Source organism: Thomasclavelia saccharogumia DSM 17460 (assembly GCF_000686665.1).
Taxonomy (GTDB): Bacteria; Bacillota_I; Bacilli_A; order Erysipelotrichales; family Coprobacillaceae; genus Thomasclavelia; species Thomasclavelia saccharogumia.
Map to the genome: position 1 here is coordinate 46,620 of NZ_JMLH01000002.1, position 20,516 is coordinate 67,135.

Below are 20,516 nucleotides of genomic sequence, written 5' to 3' on the forward strand. Positions count from 1 at the left end.
AGTTATTTACTTTGATCAGAAGTTAGAAATAGATATGTTTCTACTTCTGATCATAATTACATGTACTGTTAAAAGTAAAGGGAATCAGAGAATAACACATGATAAGAAATTAAAATTATAGAATAAAAAATGAATCAATTATAAGAACCCAAGCTTGTTACTGAAAAAAGACAATCTATAGTTAGATACCCTTAATGTGCTAAAAAGGGTCTTTTTTATATAATGATTTTTTGAAAACTTGATTTACCAAAGGTTTATTTATAAAGCTAAAATTGTAACGCTTCTAAATAATTTAAAAATCATCAACCCTTTATTAAATGAAAATCTGATTAGATTGGAATAGTATAACTGTTTTTATGTTTATTATGATTGAGAATTTATTGAAATTGGTATACTATATATACAAAGTCGAAAGGAGATTTATATGTACGCAAAAAATGCATGGGAAAAATATAATGAAACACAAATTAAAGAAATAATGGATTTTAATGAAGGATACAAGAACTTTATTACAAAAGGAAAAACAGAAAGATTATGTGTTAAAGAAGCTGTTAAAAAAGCACTGGCGGCAGGATATAAAGATTTAAATGATGTTGATGTTTTAAAACCTGGAGATAAAGTATATGTTACTAATATGAATAAAAATATTGCTTTATTTGTGATTGGTAAACAATCAATTGAAAATGGTCTTAGAATCTTAGGAGCGCATATTGACTCACCAAGATTAGATTTAAAACAAAATCCGTTATATGAAAGTGAAGGCTATGCTTTACTAGATACTCATTATTATGGGGGAGTAAAGAAATATCAATGGGTGACGATTCCTTTATCAATGATCGGGGTTGTGGTGAAAAAAGATGGGACTGTCATAAATGTAAATATCGGTGAAGATGAAAATGACCCAGTTGTAGGAATTAGTGATTTATTGATCCATTTGTCAGCTGATCAGTTAAAAAAAGATGCTGCTAAAGTAATTGAAGGAGAAGATTTGGATGTCACTTTTGCCAGCATGCCATTAAAAGATACTGAAAAAGATGCTGTAAAGGCTAATGTTTTAAATATCTTAAAAGAAAAATATGATTTTGAAGAAGAAGACTTCCTAAGTGCCGAAATTGAAATCGTGCCTAGTGGAAAAGCTCGTGATTATGGAATCGATCGTAGTATGGTCGCTGGATATGGACATGATGATCGTGTCTGTGCTTATACATCGTTAATGGCAATATTAGATATGGATCTTCCTGAATATACTAGCTGTGCTATTTTGGTGGATAAAGAAGAAATTGGTAGTGTTGGAGCAACAGGTGCACACTCATTATTTTTTGAAAATATAATTAGTGAATTGTTATCTAAGCAAGGTGTTGATAGTTTTGTAAAAACAAGAAAAGCATTAGCTAATTCAAAAATGTTATCTAGTGATGTTAGTGCGGGTGTAGATCCTTTGTATTTGAGTGTTAACGATAAGAAAAATGCAGCTTATTTAGGAAAAGGAATAGTTTTTAATAAATATACTGGATCTCGTGGAAAAAGTGGTTCTAACGATGCTAATCCAGAATATATGGCGCAGATTAGAAATATTCTTGATGAAGATAATGTTTATTATCAAACTGCAGAACTTGGTAAGGTTGACCAAGGTGGTGGCGGTACGATTGCTTATATTTTAGGCAACTATAATATGAATGTAATTGATGCAGGAGTAGCAGTATTGAATATGCATGCGCCAATGGAAATTGTTAGTAAAGTAGATGTTTACGAAGCTTATTTAGCTTATCGTACTTTTTTACAAAAAATATAATTAAAAGACCGTTAATAAGATATTTATTAACGGTCTAATTTTTTATTGAATTTAAAAGCTTAAAATAATGAATGGTGGAATAAAAAATTTTAATAATGATGTTATTTACAAAATTTTATAATAATCTTTACAAAACTTAAATAGTTGATTAAGTGTAACTATGATAAATTTATTTAGTACACAAAGTACAAATATATAACTAGGGGAAAATATATGGAAAAAGAAAATAATCGAATTATTAAAGGAATATTGTGCTTAACAGCTTTATCAACACTGCTGCTTAGTCAAAATTTGACTAAAGGATTTGCACAAGGGACTTATAGTGAAATTATAGGTGTAACTCATGCTGAATCTTTTAGCGTTGATAGTTTGACACTGCAGCCTGGTGAAACGACAGCATCGATTAATTTAAACTGGTATGCACCAGCAGGAACGACGGTAGCCAAAATTCAATTTGGTGATAAAACATACGATGTAGCAGCCCAAAAATTGACATCACCAACCGAAGTAAAAAGTGATAAATATACTGATATTGGAAAATTGGTATGTAAAACAACGATCAGTAATTTAAAACCAAATACTAAGTATACTTATTATATTTCAAATGATGGGGGAACGACTTGGTCAAAGGAATATAATTATACAACTCCATCAAGCGATGAATTTACTTTTGGTTTTACAAGTGATCCACAAATAAAAGAAAATAAAGAAACTAATTCTAATGGTTGGAATCCAAGCGATGGAACAAATCAAACTGGCTGGACAACTATGATGAAAACTTTAGAAAAACAAGGTGTTGATTTAGTAGTGTCAGCAGGAGATCAAGTTGAAGATCAAAGCTGGGGAAAATCAAGTGAGTATGAGGCTTTTTTTGCACCAGAAGAAATGACATCAATTCCATACGCTCCAGCTGTTGGAAATCATGATAGGCATTATATGTTTGCAGATCATTTTAATTTACCAAATCAAATGGAATCATTAACTGAAGTCAAAACAACGTTTAGAGGACAAAATAGTGGAACTAGTCAAAGTCACGGAAATTATATTCAAGCTACTGAAAATGAAATTAAAAATAATGCAGCTTCTAATGGAGTGACGCCAAATAGTGATGGTCAATATGATTTTAGTGAACGCCGTGATATGGAAACTCAAGGAAATTATTATTATTTATATAATAACGTTTTATTTGTTACTTTAAACACAAGTGCTTATCCTGGCGGTAATGATGAAGAAAATGCAGATAATCCTAATGTTTCAAGTGCCTCTAGAGATAATTCAGAGGCAGAAGCAATCGTCAATAATTTCGCTCAAACATTAAAGAGTGCAACAAGTGAATATAAAGATCAATATCAATGGCTTATTGTCACTCATCACAAATCAACTCAAACAGTTGCTAAACATGCGGCAGATAGTGATATTGAAAATTATGTTGATGCCGGATTTGAAAAGCTTATGGATGAGTATGATGTAGATTTTGTTTTAGGGGGACATGATCATGTTTATTCACGCAGCTATGTTTTAAAAGATGGGCAAAGAAATAGTGAAAGATTAGATACCCTTAATGATCCTCAAGGAACGATTTATCTTACAGGAAACTGCTGTTCAGATATGCAATACTATACACCGTTTGAAACATTAGATAAAAATAATAACGCTGATTATCCAATCTTAGCTAATGGTAAAAGGGGTTCTGCGGCTTATCTAGAAGGAGATTCAATGCCAATTGGAAATCAAGAATGGAATCAAGAGTATAGTCCTAGTTATGCAGTATTTAATGTTGAAAATAATCAAATATCGGTAAAAGTCTATAATCTTGATGGTGATAGTACTGATCCTGATAGTAAAGAAATTGATGCGTTTACTGTTACTAAAAATAGTGACGGTGGTGAAAAAACAACCGGTTATGAAAATAATTCGGCTTTATTAGCACTAGAACAGGCAGCTCGTTATGATTCAGGATCAACTAACAGTGATGGGGGAGTAACTGAAATAGTTGATTATAATACAGTAACAGGATGGGCTTATGCTGTTAATGGTCAAACTGGAAATTTAACAGCAATTGCTCTTAAAGATATTGAAAATAAAGATAAAATAGACTTATTAGATGGTAATGATATTGATATTAGTTCGTTAGTGCAAAGTACTGATTTTACATATGGTGATATGACATCAGTAGCAGTTAGTCACGATGGAACATCATTGGTTGTTGTAATTCAAGGTAAAGAGACTAACGCTAATGGTAGAGCAGCTTTATTTGATTGTAATCAAGATGGAACAATAACTTTAAAACAGTTGTTCGAAGTAGGTGTTCAGCCTGATATGGTTGTCTTTACTAATGATGATGGACAAATTTTAACAGCTAATGAAGGAGAACCTCGAGATGGGTATAGTGGAGCGGTTGATCCTAAAGGCAGTGTAAGTGTTATTAATACTAAGACAAATGAAGTAAAAACGATAGATTTTACAGCCTTTGATAGTCAACGAGATGCTTTGGTAGAAAAAGGAATTGTTTTGAAAAAAGGTGCTTTGCCATCAACAGATTTAGAACCAGAATATATTGCAGTTAGTGATTCTAAAGCATATATTACATTACAAGAAGCTAATGCAATTGCTAAATTAGATTTAAATAGTCTAGAAATAGAAGATATTTATTCAGCAGGATTTGAGGATTATAGTAAAATTGCAATTGATATTGATAAAAAAGATGAAAAATATAATGCGCAAACATATGATTCTTTAAAAGGAATTCGGATGCCTGATGCTATTTCTGTTTACACGGTTGATGGAATCGATTATTTAATAACTGCTAATGAAGGAGATAGTCGTGACTGGAATGGTTATTCAAATGAGATAGAAGTAAATTTTGGTAAAGGAAAAACTTCACCGACTGGTAAAATAACGGCTGATAATAGTGGCTTAACTGGCAAGGTCGTGTTCTTCGATTCTAGTGATTATGATGGTCTTAATAATGAAAATGATTATTTATTTGGAGGAAGATCATCAACGATCTTTAAAGTTGGTGATCAATCATTACAAGAAGTTTATACAACAGGAAATGATTTTGAAGTTAAGACTGCTGCATATCTACCAAATAATTTCAATTGTTCTAATGATACTGTTGCGATAGATGATCGTTCTGGTAAAAAAGGTCCAGAAGCAGAAGCTGTAACAATTGGTCAAATCGAAGATAAAATATTTGCTTTTATTGGATTAGAGAGAATTGGCGGGGTAATGGTTTATGACATTACTGATCCTGAAAAAACAGAATTTGTGAATTATATTAATTCTCGTGATTTTAGCACCGATATTGGTGGTGATGATTCACCTGAGGGGATTCACTTTATCTCTAGTAGTGATAGTATTACAGGAAAAGCACAATTGATCGTCGCTTATGAAGTATCGGGAACAGTAGGAGTTTATGATTTAACTTTACAAAAAAATGATAGTGAGATCATAGAAAGTTTACCTGATTCAACTATTGAAGAGCTGGATAATAATCAAAAACAAGCGGTAGATACGGGAGATTCAAGTAATTTTAGCGTTATGGGAATTTCTTTGGCTGGTACGATTATTATAATGATAATTTTGGACAGGAAAGAGTTAATGGGAAATAGAGATTAATATTTTAAATTATCAGTAACATAAAAAGAATTGATGTAGCTCAATTCTTTTTATATTTTATAAAATATTGTTAGTATGCAAATTTTGGTAAGAAAATAAATAAGATTTTTTGTTGTTAAATATAGTGTTTTGATAAGTAAATAAAATAATAAAAAATAAAAATGTTTACTAAAATTATTATTTGGGTTATAATGGATAGCCAAGAGATAAAGTATGAAAAAATATTGATGAAAAGATGATTAGTTAGCTTATTTAAATAGTTTGATAAATCTAATGATATAAGAGATATAAATAAAATATTTCATATTTTATTTCTGGAAATTAGAAAATATTAATGATTTGTAATAGTAATAAAAAGATTTAGATGATTTTTATTTATTGGAAAATAAAGTAGTTAGTAATATAAAAAAGATTATTTTTAATGTTAGTTAGAATAAAAGTGAGATACTTTTAAATTTTGTTATTTATGCTATAATCGATACTAAGGCGGTGATTAAATTGATGATTGAAATTGTTGATTATAATGAGAGTTGGCCGTTAAAATATGCTGCAGAAGCTAATGATATTCGTAATATTATCTCAAGTAATTTAGTTTCTATTTATCATATTGGCGCTACTGCAATAAAAGGACTAAAAGCTAGAGCGGTTATCGATGTTTTAATTGTCGTTAAAAAGATAGAAGTAATAGAGGAACTAAAAAAGCAGTTTGAAGAGTTGAACTATGTTTGTTGTAAAGACGAATTAAATAGATATTGTTTTAAAAAGAATGATGGTAGTTTTTGTTTATATGTATTTTCAGTGGAAGATGTTAATGAGATTGAAAAATATTTAGCTATTTCTTTTTATTTAAAAGAACATTTAGCAATAGCGTCTGAATATACTGATTTAAAAATGAAGATTGCTAATAAATGTCGTAATGATAAAAAATATATTAAAGAAAAGAATAAGTTTATTACTAAAATAGAAAAAGATGCTTGCAACTGGTATCAAAGTAAAAATATTCATATTGTATAGTGGTTCTTATTTAAAGATTTTTTCATATTATTAACTGGAGGTAATAATATGGAAAATAATAATATACGTTTTGAACATACTCCTTATCATAATGTTTATTTGAAAGATCGAAAGAATATTGAATTAACGGGTGTTAAAAATATTGAAAGTTTTGATTCATTAGAATTTTTGATTGAAACATCATTAGGTTTTTTGAATATAACGGGTAGCGAGCTTTCTCTAACAAGACTTGATCAGGAAAAAAGTGAAGTTAGTATTAAAGGAAATATCGATTCGATATCTTATGTAGCGAATAAAAAGGGACCTAAATCTAAAGAAAGTGTTTTTAATAAATTGCTTAAATAATGGATTTAATTAGACAGATTCAGGGGATTAGTTATTCACTTGTTTATGGATTTGTGTTTACTTTTGTTTACAGTCTTATCAATCGTTTGTTTTATAAATACCACCAATGCATTATTAGACTTTTTTTACAGATTATTATTGGTGTTATTTTTGGGTATATCTATTATCTTGGTTTGCTAAAGATCAATAATGGTGTAATTAGGATATATTTCTTTGTTAGTATGCTGATTGGATATATATTATATCTTAATTATTATAATTATTATATGTTCATCTTGATTGAATTGATTGTAAAAATGATAAAATATATTTTAAGACCGATAATATTTCTTTTTAGAAAAGTTAATGGTATAATAAAGCGGGTAAAGAAGGTGATGAGATGGCCAAAAGAAAAGTTTTCAAAACAATCAAAGGATTCTTGTACATGATTATTGGCTGCGGATTATTGTTGACGTTGTTTAATAGTATGGTAACGGTCTATCAGCACCAAGATGAAATAGCTATATTAAAAAAAGAAAAAGCGGCTGTTACCAAGGAAAAAAAGGCATTAGAAAATGAAATAGATTTATTGAATGATGAGGATTATGTGACTCGTTATGCTCGTGAAAATTATGTTTTTACACGTGATGGAGAACAGGTTTCGATTATTCCCGGAGTTAAATAATAAGCACATAGTGCTTATTTTTGTTATGGAGGTAATAAAGATGTTTGTTGAAAAAAATTTTTATATGAAATCATTAAGACGGATGCGAAAAGTTACAATCTATGTCCCTGATGATTATCAAACTAGTAACAAGCGTTATCCAGTCTTATACATAAATGATGGTCAAAATGCTTTTTTTGATGATAAGGCATATATGGGAATTAGCTGGGGATTTTATGATTATGTAAAAGCAGTTGATTTAGATATTATTATGGTGGCGATACCATGCAATTTTCATTTAAATAAACGTGAAGATGAATATGGGCCATGGCCGATTGGTAAAGACATTTTAGAAATGGAATACGGTGATGATAGTTTGAAAATTGGTGGTGAGGGTAAAAAATATTTGCAGTTTATTATTAAACAGCTTAAGCCGTATATTGATAGCCATTTTCCAACCCTTGAAGATGATTGTGCAATGGTAGGTAGTTCAATGGGAGGAATCATTACTAGTTACGCAGGGATAAAATATAGTCATATTTTTAAAAAGACAGCTTCACTTTCAACCGCATACTGGTTTTATGTTGATCAATTTTGTGAATTGATTGATAAAAGTGATTTAAGTCAAGTTGAATGTTTTTATTTTGATTTAGGTGGAAATGAAGGGAATGGTGATAAAATGGTAAGCCAGATTTATTATGCAAGTAATGAGATCGTTTATCAAAAGATGATTAGAAAATGTGATAAAGTTGAAGTCCGATTTTTTGAAGGTGCTAGTCACAATGAGGAAGAATGGCGTAAAAGAGTACCAATATTTATGGAATTGTTTTATGGATAAAAAGGTGATCATTTGATATTATAAAGCGAGGTTAAGTATGTATAGGCTGATGTTGTCAGATTTGGATGAAACTTTACTAGTAAATCATCATGTTCCGGATTTTAATATTGAAGCAATAAAAAAAGCTCGTGCTAAAGGTTTGAAGTTTGTACCGGCAACGGGAAGAGCATATAATATGATTTTAGATATTTTAAAAGAAATTGGAACTTATGATCAAGCTGATGAATATTCAATTTGTTTTAATGGTGGATTAATAATTGAAAATAAAAATAATCGTATTTTAAATTTTAAAGGTCTTTCTTTTGAAAATGCAAAGTTGTTGTTTGAAAAAGCAAGAAATTATGATGTTTGTATTTTGGTTTTTACCTTAGATATGTGCTACATATATAATGCTAATGATGATGAAGTAAAGCGAAAAACTGATCAAAAAGCACCGTTTGTGGTAGTAGATGATTATAATTTTGAGATATTTAAAGATAAACAAATAGCTAAAATTTTATATCAGAAAAAAGATATGGGATATTTAAAAATGATTGCTCATGAATTAAATAAATTTACTAAGGATCAAATAGCTGTTAGTTATTCATCAAATCGTTATCTAGAGTTTAATGCTTTAGGGGTAAATAAGGGTTATGGTTTAAAGTGGTTAGCTGATTATCTAGGCATAGATTTAAAAGAAACGATCGCTATTGGTGATAATTATAATGATGTTGAAATGATAAAAACAGCGGCTTTGGGGATATGTGTTGCATGTGGTGATAGTGAAATCAAAGAATCAGCACAATATGTTACAAAAAGTGATTATTATCAAGGAGCAGTTAAAGAAGTTATTGAAAAATTTGTATTGGAGGAAAAGTAATGGGCTATAAATTGATTGTTTCTGACTTAGATGAAACGTTATTAAATGATGATCATCATGTTGGTCAAAGAAACCAAAATGTCATTTTAAAAGCACGAAAAGAACATGGAATTAAATTTGTGCCGGCAACAGGTCGGGGCTTTATGCAAATTCAAACGGAATTAAAGGAGTTGGGATTAAATGATTTAGAAAATGAATATGTTATTTCTTTTAATGGCGGAGCGCTAACTGAAAATAAAGATAATCGACTTATTGAATTTAAAGGGTTATCATTTGCAAAGGTGAAAGAAATATTTGAAGCAGGATTAAATTATAATGTTTGCCAGCATATTTATACTCCTGATACTGTATATGTTTTTAATTTGAGTGATTCGGAGAAAAAACGTTTAGCTAAACTTAAATTCGAAATTATTTATTGTCAAGAAAATAATATTGATTTTTTAAAGAATACGCCAATTGCCAAGATCCTTTATCAAAATGATGATGTGCCATATTTGATGAGTTTAGAAAAACCATTGGAACCGATTATCGCGGATTGCGTAGAAGTGAGCTATTCATCAAATCGTTATATGGAATTTAATGCTTTAGGAGTAAATAAAGGGCAAGGGTTGATTGATTTAGCGAATAAATTAGGTATTGATATTAAAGATACGATTGCAGTTGGTGATAATTATAATGATATTTCAATGTTGAAAGTGGCAGGATTAGCAGTAGCCGCTAATAATGCTGTTGATGATGTTAAAGAGATATGCGATTATGTCACTAAAGCTGACTGTAATGAAGGGGTTGTAGCAGAATTGATTGAGAGGTTTATTTACAATGAGATTTAAAGATATTGTAGCTGTTGAATTTGAACAAGAGTATTATAAAAAATTACATCGTTTTGTTGAAAATGAATATTTACATAAAACAATATTTCCGCCTCGTCAAAATATTTTCAGAGCTTTAAATCTTTGTGATTATGAAGATGTTAAAGTGGTTATTTTAGGACAAGATCCATATCATGAATTACATCAGGCAAATGGGCTGGCATTTAGTGTTTATCCAGGCGTTAGAATTCCCCCGAGTTTAATTAATATATACAAGGAGTTAAGTGATGATGTCCATACTACCATGCCTAATAATGGAGACTTGACCAAATGGGCTAAACAGGGGGTGTTATTACTTAATAATGTATTGACAGTTGAGCAGGGAAAAGCAAATAGTCATGCTGGTATTGGCTGGGAGACTTTTACTTTGAATATCGTAAAGGCATTAAATAAAAGAGAAAAACCAATGGTATTTATTTTATGGGGAAGTAATGCTCGTAGTAAGAAACAATATATCGATACAACTAAACATTTAGTTTTGGAAAGTGCACATCCTTCACCACTTTCTGCTCATCGAGGTTTTTTTGGCTCTAAACCTTTCAGTAAAACTAATGAATTTTTAATTAGAAATAATATGACTCCAATTGATTGGCAGATTGATAATGTTTGATAATATTAAAGAAGCTGTTGATTATATCGAATCAAAAAGAGTTAAGCGTTCATTTGAACAGTTTCAAGAAATTGTTAATAAATATCATTTTAATCTTCATCAAAAAAATATGATTCATGTTGCAGGTACTAATGGTAAAGGATCAACAACAAATTTTATTAAAGAAATATTGATGAAACATGGATATACTGTAGGAACGTTTACTTCGCCATATATGCTTGTTCATAATGATCGTATTTGTATCAATGGTGAGATGATCAGTGATTCTAAATTACTTGAAATCATCAATGGATTAATTAATATTATTGAAGTTGAAAAATTATCAATGTTTGAAATAGATGTGTTGATAATGTTGCGTTATTTTAATGAATGTGATTTAGATTATCGAATCATTGAAACCGGTATTGGTGGTTTAAATGATAAAACAAATGTTATTGATAGTATCTGTAGTGTTATCACCAATATTGGTTATGACCACCAATTTATGTTAGGTGATACTTTAGAGGAGATTGCTTTACAAAAAGCGGGAATTATTAAAACTTGTAAACCGTGTTATATAGTAAAACAAAGAAATCAGATAAATGATATTTTTAGTGATATTTGTAAAGTAAATAATAGTAAATTGCATATCGTTGAAATTGATAATGTTACTGAATATCCATATGTATTTAATTGTCTGGATCATATTTATAAATTAGAAAACTGTGGCAGTTATCAAATTAATAATGCGACTCTTGCAATTACCGTATGTAATGATTTAATTGAATTAGATAATGATTTAGTTCAACTGGCTTTAGATGATTTTAGCTGGCCGGGAAGATTTGAACGTTTTGGTAATATTTATTTAGATGGTGCTCATAATATTGATGGGATTTTAGCTTTGATTCAAACGTTAAAAGATCAGAAGTTGGAAGATGTAGTGATTGTGTTTTGTGCTTTAGGTGATAAAGATGTTGATGAAATGCTGGAACTGTTGAAGGATTATCCACTAATTCAGGCTAGTTTTGAAGATGAACGTTTAAAATCGGATGCTTTAGATTTTAAAGATGCTTTAGCTAAGGCTGAAAAAAAATATAAAAATATTGTTGTAACGGGATCGTTACATTTTATTAGTGCAGTACGAAAATATTTAAAAAACAAGAAAATAACATGAAAATAAGAGATCTCAAGACACTATTTAGCTGCTTGAAATCTCTTTTTATCTTTATTTTATGGTAAAGAAATAACTTATGATTTTTATTGATAAGAGAATTGATAATCTATTTTTTCGTCAAATTCTGACCATAGTAAGTAGACATAAGGTAATAAGAAGCGTTTTTCGCTATTTGGGTCTTTGATGATAAAATAGTCACGTCCTGCATCTTCGATTATACCTACATAACTTTTATCACGCCATTTAGTGCTACCACTAAAAGTAAAATAAAAAGTACCTAATTTACCGGTATTTAATTTAATAATATTTCCTAAATATACTTGTCCGATGGCACCAGGGTTAACGGGTGGTGTTCCAGGGTTTGGGGTAGGAGGGGTTTCATTTTCTTGTCTTACTAAATAAGGGTTTAAATCATCAAAATAATCCATAATATCTATCCTTTCAATGAAAAAGTTATTGTTGATTTAATTATTAGTTAAAATAATAATTTAACTATCGATAGGGATAGTGAAGATTCAGTTCTTCATCAAATTCACTCCATAATAAATAAAGTGAATTTAGGACAAAATGATCATCACTATTTGGTGCTTTGATTATAAAGTAATTACGTCCAACATCTACAATTGTGCCAACATAAACTTTATCCGGCCATTTAATGCTATCGCTAAAAGTAAAATAAAAAGTACCTAATTTACCAGTATTTAATTTTAAAATATTGGCTAAATATGCTTGTCTAATAGTACCGGGATTAGTGACCGGTGTTTCGTTTGACGGGGGTTGTTCATCCTGTCTTACTAAATAAGGGTTTAAGTCATCAAAATAATTCATTGTATCTCTCCTTTATAAATCACAATTTAAATCTTCGTTAGGGTCGTAAAAACAGTGATTTTGAAAACGACCTGAAAGATAACCATAAAACTTTTCGGGACATTCTACATTAGTACCAGGATTTTTAAACCATAAAGAATAAGTTGCAGGATAATTACGATAACCTTGAATTGTTCTTAGTGCTAGTTCTTTTTCCTTAGTATTAACAGGTCCGTTAAATAAAGGTGTATCAACTCCTGCGAAAGCATTTTTTTGATATACAGCTTCTGTAATAGTAACTACATTTCTAAAGACATCACATACCGCAGCAACACGATTGACGACAACGTTGCCTACTAAAAGCATTCCTTCTTCACCTTCACCTACAGCTTCGGATTTAATTAAGCGAGCTAGTAATTCGATTTCACTGTCATTGTAAGCTATTCGTGCCATTTTTTCACCTCTCTATATCTATATTATCTAATAAAAATTTTATGATATTTTTTATGAAATTTGATTTATTATATTATTTTATAAAAAAATATTTTAGAGTATAATATATGACAAGATATATAATTATATTTTGTGATAATTAAACTCGAATTTATTTCTAAATTGTGATAGAATTAAATTATGGTTAAAGCGCTTACATTCAGACAAGGAGGTATTTGAAATGGGAAGAGAGATTGTCGCAATGATTTTAGCTGGAGGAAGAGGAACACGTTTAGAAGCATTAACAGCTAAAGTTGCTAAACCAGCAGTTCATTTTGGAGGAAAGTATCGTATTATAGATTTCCCTTTAAGTAACTGTGCTAATTCGGGGATTGATATTGTTGGTGTGTTAACACAATATGAATCTGTTTTATTAGGTACTTATGTTGGTGCCGGAACAAAATGGGGGCTTGATGGTAAACAGTCGTTAGCTGCTATTTTACCAGCTCGTGAAAGAGGGGAAGTAGGAGCTACCTGGTATGCTGGAACGGCTGATGCTATTTATCAAAATATTAGTTTTCTTGATCAGTATGATCCTGAATATGTTTTGATTTTATCAGGTGATCATATTTATAAGATGGATTATGATAAAATGCTTACTGCTCATAAACAGCGAAAAGCTGACGCAACTATTGCTGTATTAAATGTATCATTAAAAGAAGCAAGTCGTTTTGGTATTATGAATACTAATGAAGATGGAAGTATATATGAGTTTGAAGAAAAACCAGAAAACCCAAAATCAACATTAGCTTCTATGGGAATTTATATTTTTACTTATAAACAATTAAGAAAATATTTAATTGCTGATGCTAAAAAAGCAGATAGTAAACATGATTTTGGTATGAATATTATTCCAGATATGTTAAAGGATAACAAAAAGTTATTTGCATATGAATTTGAAGGATATTGGAAAGATGTTGGAACTGTAGAAAGTTTATGGCAAGCTAACATGGATCTATTAAAAGATAAAGAATTGGATCTTTATAATATTAAAAAAGAATGGAAGATCTATACAGAAGATACATTAGGTAAACCACAAATTATCGGTGATAAAGCTGAAGTTAAAAATTCTTTAATTACTCAAGGATGTTTGGTAAATGGTAAAGTTGATGGATCAGTTTTATTTAATAATGTTAATGTTGGTGAAGGTGCTAAAGTAATAGATTCTGTATTGATGCCAGGTGTATTGGTAGAAGAGGGTGCCGAAGTATACAAAGCTATTGTTGATGAAGGCGTTGTAATTAGAGCCAAGAGTAAAATTAATGAAGAAGCAAAGAAAGTCGCTTTAATAAGTGATAATAATAAGTAGGGGAGGAAGATAGAAATGGCAAAAGCAATAGGATTGGTTAATCTACATTCAGATGTGGATTTTGTAGGACTTACAGAAAGAAGACCAGTAGCATCTGTTAGTTTTTTAGGTCGTTATGCGTTGATTGACTTTGTTTTATCAAATATGTCTAATTCGACTATTGATGCAGTAGGAGTATTGATTCAAAAGAAACCACGTTCATTGTTTAAACATCTAGCAGGTGGGAATTCTTGGAATTTTAACTCAAAAGCTGGAGGTGTTTCTTTCTTATATAATGAAAGATATGCGAATAACCCTAATTATAATCACGATATTAATAACTTGATAGAAAATATTGCATTTTTGGAAGCTAATAGTGCTGATTACGTAGTAATTGCTCCAGCTCATATTATTACAACTATGGATTATAGTGACGTAATTGATAATCATGAAAAAGCTGGTGCTGAAATTACAATGGTTTATAAAAAAGTACATGATGCTAATGAAGCGTATATTGGATGTGACTGTTTAACAGTTAAAGATAAAATCGTTACTAAAGTTGAACGTAATAAAGGAAGTCGTAAGGATCGTAGTATTTCTTTAGAAACTTATGTAATTAATACTAAAGTGTTATTGAAGATTATGAAACAGGCCCAAAGAATTAGTTCGTTCTTTAGTTTACGAGATGTGTTGGCTTATTTATGTGATGAAAAACAAATTAATGCTTATGAATATAAAGGTTATGCTCGCTGCATGGATTCATTAGAACATTATTATCAATATTCATTAGAATTCTTAGATCTAGATATTTCATCAGCTGTATTTAAGAGTAACTGGCCAATTTATACAATAGGTGTGAAACTAATGCGTGCTTTGCATGGAGAATATCATATATTCGCACATGCGATGCAAAGGACGCATTAGTTTGATTGTACGAAATCGCAAGATTTTCGTGCAAGAAAACGTTAGTTTCACACCTATTGTACGAAAGAGTACCGTAGGTGCGATTTCGTACAATTACAAATGATACACCACCAGCTAAATATTTAACAGGTTCAGACGTTAGAAAAAGTATTGTTGCTAATGGTGCAATGATCAATGGAACTGTAGAAAATAGTATTATTGGACGTGATGTTGTAATTGGTAGTGGTGCAGTTGTTAAAAATTGTATTTTAATGTCTGGTGCGATTGTTAGTCCAGGTGCTGTTCTTGAAAATGTAATCATGGATAAAACTTCTAAAGTACAACGACAATTAAATTTAAAAGGTGATAGTTATACGCCGTTGTATATTAAAGAAGGAGATGTGGTTTAATGCGAGTTTTATTTGCAACTTCAGAAGCTACTCCATTTATTAAATCTGGAGGTCTTGCTGACGTATTAGGTTCTTTACCTAAAGAAATGGTAAAAAAGGGCGTTGAAAGTATCGTTGTTTTACCAAAGTATCAAGATATGAAATTAGCGGATGAAATTGAGTTTGTTACTAATTTTGATATTTGGGTAGGATGGCGCAAAGTTTACTGCGGTGTATTTACTTATGTGTTAGATGGAGTACGTTTTTACTTCATTGATAATGAACAATATTATCGTCGTCCAGGTTTATATGGGTATGATGATGACTATGAAAGATTTGCTTATTTTGATTTTGCGGTACTTGAATTAATTTCTCATTTGGATATTAAGCCAGATATTTTACATTTGCATGATTGGCAGACAGCAATGATTGCGATGTTATATAAAGAAAGATATTGTTATTATGAACATTATGATAATATTAAAATTGTTTTTACAATTCATAATATCGCATTCCAAGGGAAAGCAGATCCTAGATTGTTAAGTGAGTTATTCGGATTGGATAATTATTTATATTATAATGGTAATTGTCGAAATGACGGATGTTTAAATATGATGAAGGCTGCTATTTTCTATAGTGATATCGTTACAACTGTATCACCAACTTATGCTCGAGAAATCTTGACTCCTGAGTATGGTGAAGGGTTACAAAATATTTTAGAGATGCGTAAGTATGATTTGTATGGGATATTAAATGGTGTTGATTATGATGTGATCAATCCAGAAACGGATCCTCAAATTGTCAAGAATTATAATGTTGATACAGTATTTAAAGATAAAGTTGTTAATAAGTTAGCACTTCAAAAAGAGGTTGGATTACCTGAGAATAAAGATGTAGCATTAATTGGAATCGTGACTAGATTGACTAAACAAAAAGGATTAGATCTAATTATAAATCAATTTAGCGAGATGTGTAGTCGTGATGTTCAAATTGTTATCTTGGGTGCAGGTGATCGAGTATATGAAGATGCTTTAAAAGGTATAGCTTATCATCATCCAGACAAAGTTTCTTTACAATTAAAATATGATTTTGGACTATCTTGTCGTATTTATGCTGGTTGTGATATGTTCTTGATGCCATCATTATTTGAACCTTGTGGTTTATCACAAATGATGTCGCTTAGATATGGTACGATTCCAATCGTACGAGAAACAGGTGGTTTGAAGGATAGTGTTGAACCATATGATGAGTATGCTAATACTGGTACGGGATTCAGTTTTGCAAATTATAATGCCCATGAAATGATGAGAACAATTGATTATGCTTTAAAAGTATACGATAACGATCCTGATGCATGGCATCAAATTATGATTAGAGCGATGAATGCTAAACTTGATTGGGATGCTAGCGCTGATCAGTATTTGAAAGTATTTAATTCGTTAATGGAATAAAGACAGAGCAATCTGTCTTTATTGCTTCCATAGGGTTATAGTATGAGTATTGTTTTTTATTTAGATATAAATAAATTTATAAGCTGAAAGGAAATATGTAGCTATGGTAAAAATAATTTTTTTTGATGTTGATGGCACCCTTATTTCTAAAGAACGATCTTATATTAGTGAAAAGGTGTTAGTGGCATTAAAACAGTTAAAAGAGCAGGGAATAAAATTATTTATAGCAACAGGCCGTCATTATTTAGAATTAGAACTGTTAGGAATTAATAATCAGTTTACTTTTGATGGTTATTTAACGTTGAATGGGGGATATTGTTTTGATCATAAAGGAGTTATTTATAGTAATCCGATTAATAAAGAGGATGTTAAAAGAGTTGTTGAATATACGACTAAGCATAATTTAGCCTGCAGTTTTGTTGAAAGTGACAGTTTATATGTTAACTTAGTTAATGAGCTTGTTGAAAATGCCCAAATTTTTTTGAATACTCCGATTCCACCAGTCAAAGATATATCTAGAGCAATAGAAAATGATGTTTATCAAATTGATCCTTTTGTAAATGCTGAAGAAATAAAAAAAATCATGGCTTTAACTAGACATTGCAAATATACTCAGTGGTATGAAAGCGGCTATGATGTCATACCTAAAGTGGGAGGAAAGCAAGATGGAATAAAAGCAATCATTGATTATTATGGAATTGAAATAAGTGAGGTTATGGCTTTTGGTGATGGACATAATGATGTAGAAATGTTGTCATTTGTAGGAATTGGTGTATGTATGGCCAATGGTCATGGTGATTCTAAAAAAGTTAGTGATTTTGTGACAGGTAGTGTCTATGATGATGGAATCGTGACAGCATTAGAACATTATAAATTAATTGAGATAAAAAATGACTATTAAATATGGTTGTAATAATAGTTAGAGTTGTGTAAAATTAGAATAGTAGAGGAGTGGTTGTAATGAAAAAACTAGTTCTAATAATTATTACAACTTTATGTTTAATTCTTATTGTTGCATGTGGTGCATTTGATCGAGAAGTGAATTTAGAGAAAAATGGAAAAAAATATAGTACAGAACAAGGTGTTAGCTTTTATTATCCTAATGATTTTGAAATTAATTTAGATTCTAAAGATACTAGTACAGTGGAATTTTCTAAGGAAAACAATATGTTGTATTTTACGGTGTTAAACGATGAATCTGATAATGTGCTGGAAGATAAAGATGAATTATATACTGGAGAACTTGAGCAAGGTGGAGCTTCTTCTATAGAAGTATCACGGCCAGTACTTGATAGCGGATTAAGTGTATATCAATATATTTATACATATACTGATACTGGAATTAAAGCTATGGAAATTGTTTATTTTGGTGATGATAATACTTATATTTATGGTTATTGTGCCGCAAAAGATGATTATGATGCTAATGAAAAAGATATGCAAGTTTATTTACAAAGTTTTTCAAAGTCAACAGGGAAATAAGTTGTATTTTAGATGTTATTTTGTTAAGATATGTTTAAATTGTAGATAAAAGGAATAAAATTATTAGAAGTTTATAAATATAGTTTAGTGACGAAAAAAGATTTATTTTTGTTGGAGTTTTAGAAAAAAATGTGAAATAGCGTTAATAAAAATTTTAAAGCATCTATTATTGGGTGAAGTAACACATCCTGCCCTAATAGTATCATGCTTTTTTATTTAGGGAGGTAATTATGAAATTATTTAACACTCTTACAAACCAAAAGGAAGAATTTAAACCAATTCGTGAAGGTGAAGTTAGTATTTATGTATGTGGTCCAACTGTGTATAATTATGTTCATATCGGTAATACACGGCCAATGATTGTTTTTGATGTTTTAAGAAGAACATTTGAATATTTGGGGTATAAAGTCATATTTGTATCAAATTTTACTGATGTGGATGATAAGATCATCAAGGCAGCCAAAGAAGAGGGAATTAGTGAAAAAGAACTTACAGATAAGTATATTAAAGCTTATGAAGATGTTCGCCGTGATTTGAATTTATTGTTTCCAACGTATGCTCCTCGCGTTACAAATACAATGGATGCGATAATTAACTTTATTGATGATTTGGTGGAGAAAGGGTATGCTTATGAAGTAGATGGGGATGTTTATTTTAGAGTTTCTAAAATTAAAGAATATGGACAATTATCTGGAATCCGAATTGAAGATTTGGTTGCAGGAGCTAGCGAAAGAGTTGATGAAAATGATAAAAAAGAAGAATCAACTGATTTTGCTTTATGGAAGAAAACAGATGAAGGAATTCAATTTGATAGTCCTTGGTCTAAAGGACGTCCAGGGTGGCATACAGAATGTGTTGTTATGATCAATGATATATTTGAAGACGGTAAGATCGATATTCATGGTGGGGGTCAGGATTTAAAGTTCCCACATCATGAAAATGAAATTGCACAATCTATGGCATGTCATCATCATCCTATCGCTCATACGTGGATGCACAATCAGATGATCAATATTGATAATCAAAAAATGTCTAAATCATTAGGGAATGTTATTTGGGCTAAAGATTTGATAAATGAATTAGGATGTAATGTGTATAAATGGTTTATGCTTTCTAGCCATTATCGCAATCCGTTAAATTTGACAGATGAAGTATTAAATAGTGTCAAAAAAGAGGTCGCTAAAGTTAGTAATGTAGTAAAAGCAACATCATTGTATCTACAAGTTAACGGTATTGATGGCAAAGAGTATTGTAAGGAAACTATAGATACTATGGTTAAAGCGCTAGAAGATGATTTGAATACTTCATTGGCATTAACACAGATTTTGAATCAGGTAAAAAATTTAAATCAATTAATGCGAGTTAAAGAAAAAGATAATAAATTGATTTTAAAAAGTTATAATACTCTGTTAAAAATGACAGATGTTATGGGGTTTGTTTATGAACCACGTCAATTAAGTTTGGATGAATTAGAATTATATCAAAATTGGGTAGCGGCTAAAGAAGTCAAGAATTTTGAAGAGGCGGATAAATTGCGCAATGAATTAATTAGTAAGGGGATAATTTAATGCGACCAGATTTGGTTAATGCTGCGGTGCTGGCTTATTTAGGCGATGCAGTTTTTGAAGTGATGGTTAGAGATTATTTGGTTAAAGAAAGCGGACTGGCAAAAACTAATGATTTTCAAAAAGAGGCGATTAAATACGTATCTGCCAGTTCACATGCCATGTTTATGCATGATATGTTAGGGGAAGATTTTTTTGACGAAAGAGAGATTGGAATATATAAACGCGGTCGAAATACTAAAGGCAGTAAAAATGAAAGTCTTGAGCACTTGCATTCGACAGGCTTTGAGGCGATAATTGGAACTTTATATTTAGAAAAGAATTATGATCGTTTGGAATTGATATTTAAACGGTATAAAGAGTATATAAAAGCTAAATAAATTTGAGATAAATTT

22 protein-coding genes are annotated in these 20,516 nt (G+C 30.4%); 19 read left to right on the forward strand and 3 right to left on the reverse strand.

Annotation, left to right across the window (positions count from 1 at the left end):
- Window positions 1–424 precede the first annotated feature (424 nt).
- The 11 genes from BR82_RS0100965 (at window position 425) to BR82_RS0101010 (ending at window position 11,744) form a co-directional block, all read left to right on the forward strand.
- Window positions 425–1,792: an aminopeptidase gene (locus BR82_RS0100965; RefSeq protein ID WP_027088618.1), complete on the forward strand. Its 1,368-nt coding sequence runs from the start codon at window positions 425–427 to the stop codon at window positions 1,790–1,792.
- 213 nt (window positions 1,793–2,005) lie between these two features.
- Complete coding sequence (locus BR82_RS0100970) at window positions 2,006–5,413, forward strand: choice-of-anchor I family protein (protein ID WP_027088619.1); 3,408 nt, start codon at window positions 2,006–2,008, stop codon at window positions 5,411–5,413.
- 501 nt (window positions 5,414–5,914) lie between these two features.
- Window positions 5,915–6,427, forward strand: coding sequence for a GrpB family protein (locus BR82_RS0100975; RefSeq protein WP_034863817.1), 513 nt, complete (start codon window positions 5,915–5,917; stop codon window positions 6,425–6,427).
- Between the two features lie 48 nt (window positions 6,428–6,475).
- Complete coding sequence (yabP, locus tag BR82_RS0100980) at window positions 6,476–6,772, forward strand: sporulation protein YabP (protein ID WP_027088621.1); 297 nt, start codon at window positions 6,476–6,478, stop codon at window positions 6,770–6,772.
- Window positions 6,772–7,200, forward strand: coding sequence for a spore cortex biosynthesis protein YabQ (gene yabQ, locus BR82_RS16555; protein ID WP_084300644.1), 429 nt, complete (start codon window positions 6,772–6,774; stop codon window positions 7,198–7,200). The genes yabP and yabQ overlap by 1 nt, the downstream gene beginning before the upstream one ends.
- Window positions 7,152–7,436: an FtsB family cell division protein gene (locus BR82_RS0100985; RefSeq protein ID WP_027088622.1), complete on the forward strand. Its 285-nt coding sequence runs from the start codon at window positions 7,152–7,154 to the stop codon at window positions 7,434–7,436. Before yabQ ends, BR82_RS0100985 begins: the two co-directional genes overlap by 49 nt.
- A gap of 40 nt (window positions 7,437–7,476) precedes the next feature.
- Entirely contained in the window at window positions 7,477–8,253 is a 777-nt protein-coding gene (locus tag BR82_RS0100990) for an alpha/beta hydrolase (protein WP_027088623.1), read from the forward strand.
- 37 nt (window positions 8,254–8,290) lie between these two features.
- Window positions 8,291–9,112, forward strand: a complete 822-nt coding sequence (locus BR82_RS0100995) for a Cof-type HAD-IIB family hydrolase (protein ID WP_027088624.1) — start codon at window positions 8,291–8,293, stop codon at window positions 9,110–9,112.
- Window positions 9,112–9,942 (forward strand): Cof-type HAD-IIB family hydrolase, encoded by an 831-nt coding sequence (locus BR82_RS0101000; protein ID WP_027088625.1) that lies wholly within the window; start codon window positions 9,112–9,114, stop codon window positions 9,940–9,942. The genes BR82_RS0100995 and BR82_RS0101000 overlap by 1 nt, the downstream gene beginning before the upstream one ends.
- Window positions 9,932–10,591, forward strand: a complete 660-nt coding sequence (locus BR82_RS0101005) for a uracil-DNA glycosylase (RefSeq protein ID WP_027088626.1) — start codon at window positions 9,932–9,934, stop codon at window positions 10,589–10,591. Before BR82_RS0101000 ends, BR82_RS0101005 begins: the two co-directional genes overlap by 11 nt.
- Entirely contained in the window at window positions 10,584–11,744 is a 1,161-nt protein-coding gene (locus tag BR82_RS0101010) for a bifunctional folylpolyglutamate synthase/dihydrofolate synthase (protein ID WP_027088627.1), read from the forward strand. Before BR82_RS0101005 ends, BR82_RS0101010 begins: the two co-directional genes overlap by 8 nt.
- An 83-nt stretch (window positions 11,745–11,827) precedes the next feature.
- On the opposite strand, the gene BR82_RS0101015 is transcribed toward BR82_RS0101010, so the two are convergent.
- From BR82_RS0101015 to BR82_RS0101025, 3 genes are all read right to left on the reverse strand, one after another.
- Window positions 11,828–12,172 carry a spore coat protein GerQ gene (locus BR82_RS0101015; protein WP_027088628.1) on the reverse strand — a complete coding sequence of 115 codons (345 nt, stop codon included), beginning with the start codon at window positions 12,170–12,172 and terminating at the stop codon, window positions 11,828–11,830.
- Between the two features lie 64 nt (window positions 12,173–12,236).
- On the reverse strand, window positions 12,237–12,572 hold the full coding sequence (locus BR82_RS14945) for a spore coat protein GerQ (RefSeq protein ID WP_034863821.1): 336 nt from the start codon (window positions 12,570–12,572) through the stop codon (window positions 12,237–12,239).
- Between the two features lie 12 nt (window positions 12,573–12,584).
- The gene (locus BR82_RS0101025; RefSeq protein WP_027088629.1) at window positions 12,585–13,004 is read right to left on the reverse strand and encodes a cell wall hydrolase; all 420 of its coding nucleotides are present in this window, start codon (window positions 13,002–13,004) and stop codon (window positions 12,585–12,587) included.
- 220 nt (window positions 13,005–13,224) lie between these two features.
- On the opposite strand from BR82_RS0101025, the gene BR82_RS0101030 reads away from it, so the two are divergent.
- The 8 genes from BR82_RS0101030 to BR82_RS0101060 all read left to right on the forward strand — a co-directional run bounded on the left by BR82_RS0101030 (window position 13,225) and on the right by BR82_RS0101060 (window position 20,501).
- The gene (locus tag BR82_RS0101030; protein WP_027088630.1) at window positions 13,225–14,352 is read left to right on the forward strand and encodes a glucose-1-phosphate adenylyltransferase; all 1,128 of its coding nucleotides are present in this window, start codon (window positions 13,225–13,227) and stop codon (window positions 14,350–14,352) included.
- 15 nt (window positions 14,353–14,367) lie between these two features.
- Window positions 14,368–15,255, forward strand: coding sequence for a sugar phosphate nucleotidyltransferase (locus BR82_RS14950; RefSeq protein ID WP_240474478.1), 888 nt, complete (start codon window positions 14,368–14,370; stop codon window positions 15,253–15,255).
- Window positions 15,256–15,332: 77 nt separating this feature from the next.
- A complete protein-coding gene (locus BR82_RS14955; protein WP_034863824.1) occupies window positions 15,333–15,644 on the forward strand; it encodes a GlgC family sugar phosphate nucleotidyltransferase in 312 nt (103 codons plus the stop codon).
- Window positions 15,644–17,074, forward strand: a complete 1,431-nt coding sequence (gene glgA / locus BR82_RS0101040; protein WP_027088631.1) for a glycogen synthase GlgA — start codon at window positions 15,644–15,646, stop codon at window positions 17,072–17,074. Before BR82_RS14955 ends, glgA begins: the two co-directional genes overlap by 1 nt.
- A 103-nt stretch (window positions 17,075–17,177) precedes the next feature.
- On the forward strand, window positions 17,178–17,975 hold the full coding sequence (locus BR82_RS0101045; protein WP_027088632.1) for a Cof-type HAD-IIB family hydrolase: 798 nt from the start codon (window positions 17,178–17,180) through the stop codon (window positions 17,973–17,975).
- A 59-nt stretch (window positions 17,976–18,034) separates the two neighbouring features.
- A complete protein-coding gene (locus BR82_RS0101050) occupies window positions 18,035–18,556 on the forward strand; it encodes a hypothetical protein (protein ID WP_027088633.1) in 522 nt (173 codons plus the stop codon).
- Between the two features lie 230 nt (window positions 18,557–18,786).
- Window positions 18,787–20,124 carry a cysteine--tRNA ligase gene (cysS, locus tag BR82_RS0101055; protein WP_027088634.1) on the forward strand — a complete coding sequence of 446 codons (1,338 nt, stop codon included), beginning with the start codon at window positions 18,787–18,789 and terminating at the stop codon, window positions 20,122–20,124.
- Window positions 20,124–20,501 (forward strand): Mini-ribonuclease 3, encoded by a 378-nt coding sequence (locus tag BR82_RS0101060; protein WP_027088635.1) that lies wholly within the window; start codon window positions 20,124–20,126, stop codon window positions 20,499–20,501. The genes cysS and BR82_RS0101060 overlap by 1 nt, the downstream gene beginning before the upstream one ends.
- The last annotated feature ends 15 nt before the right edge of the window (window positions 20,502–20,516 follow it).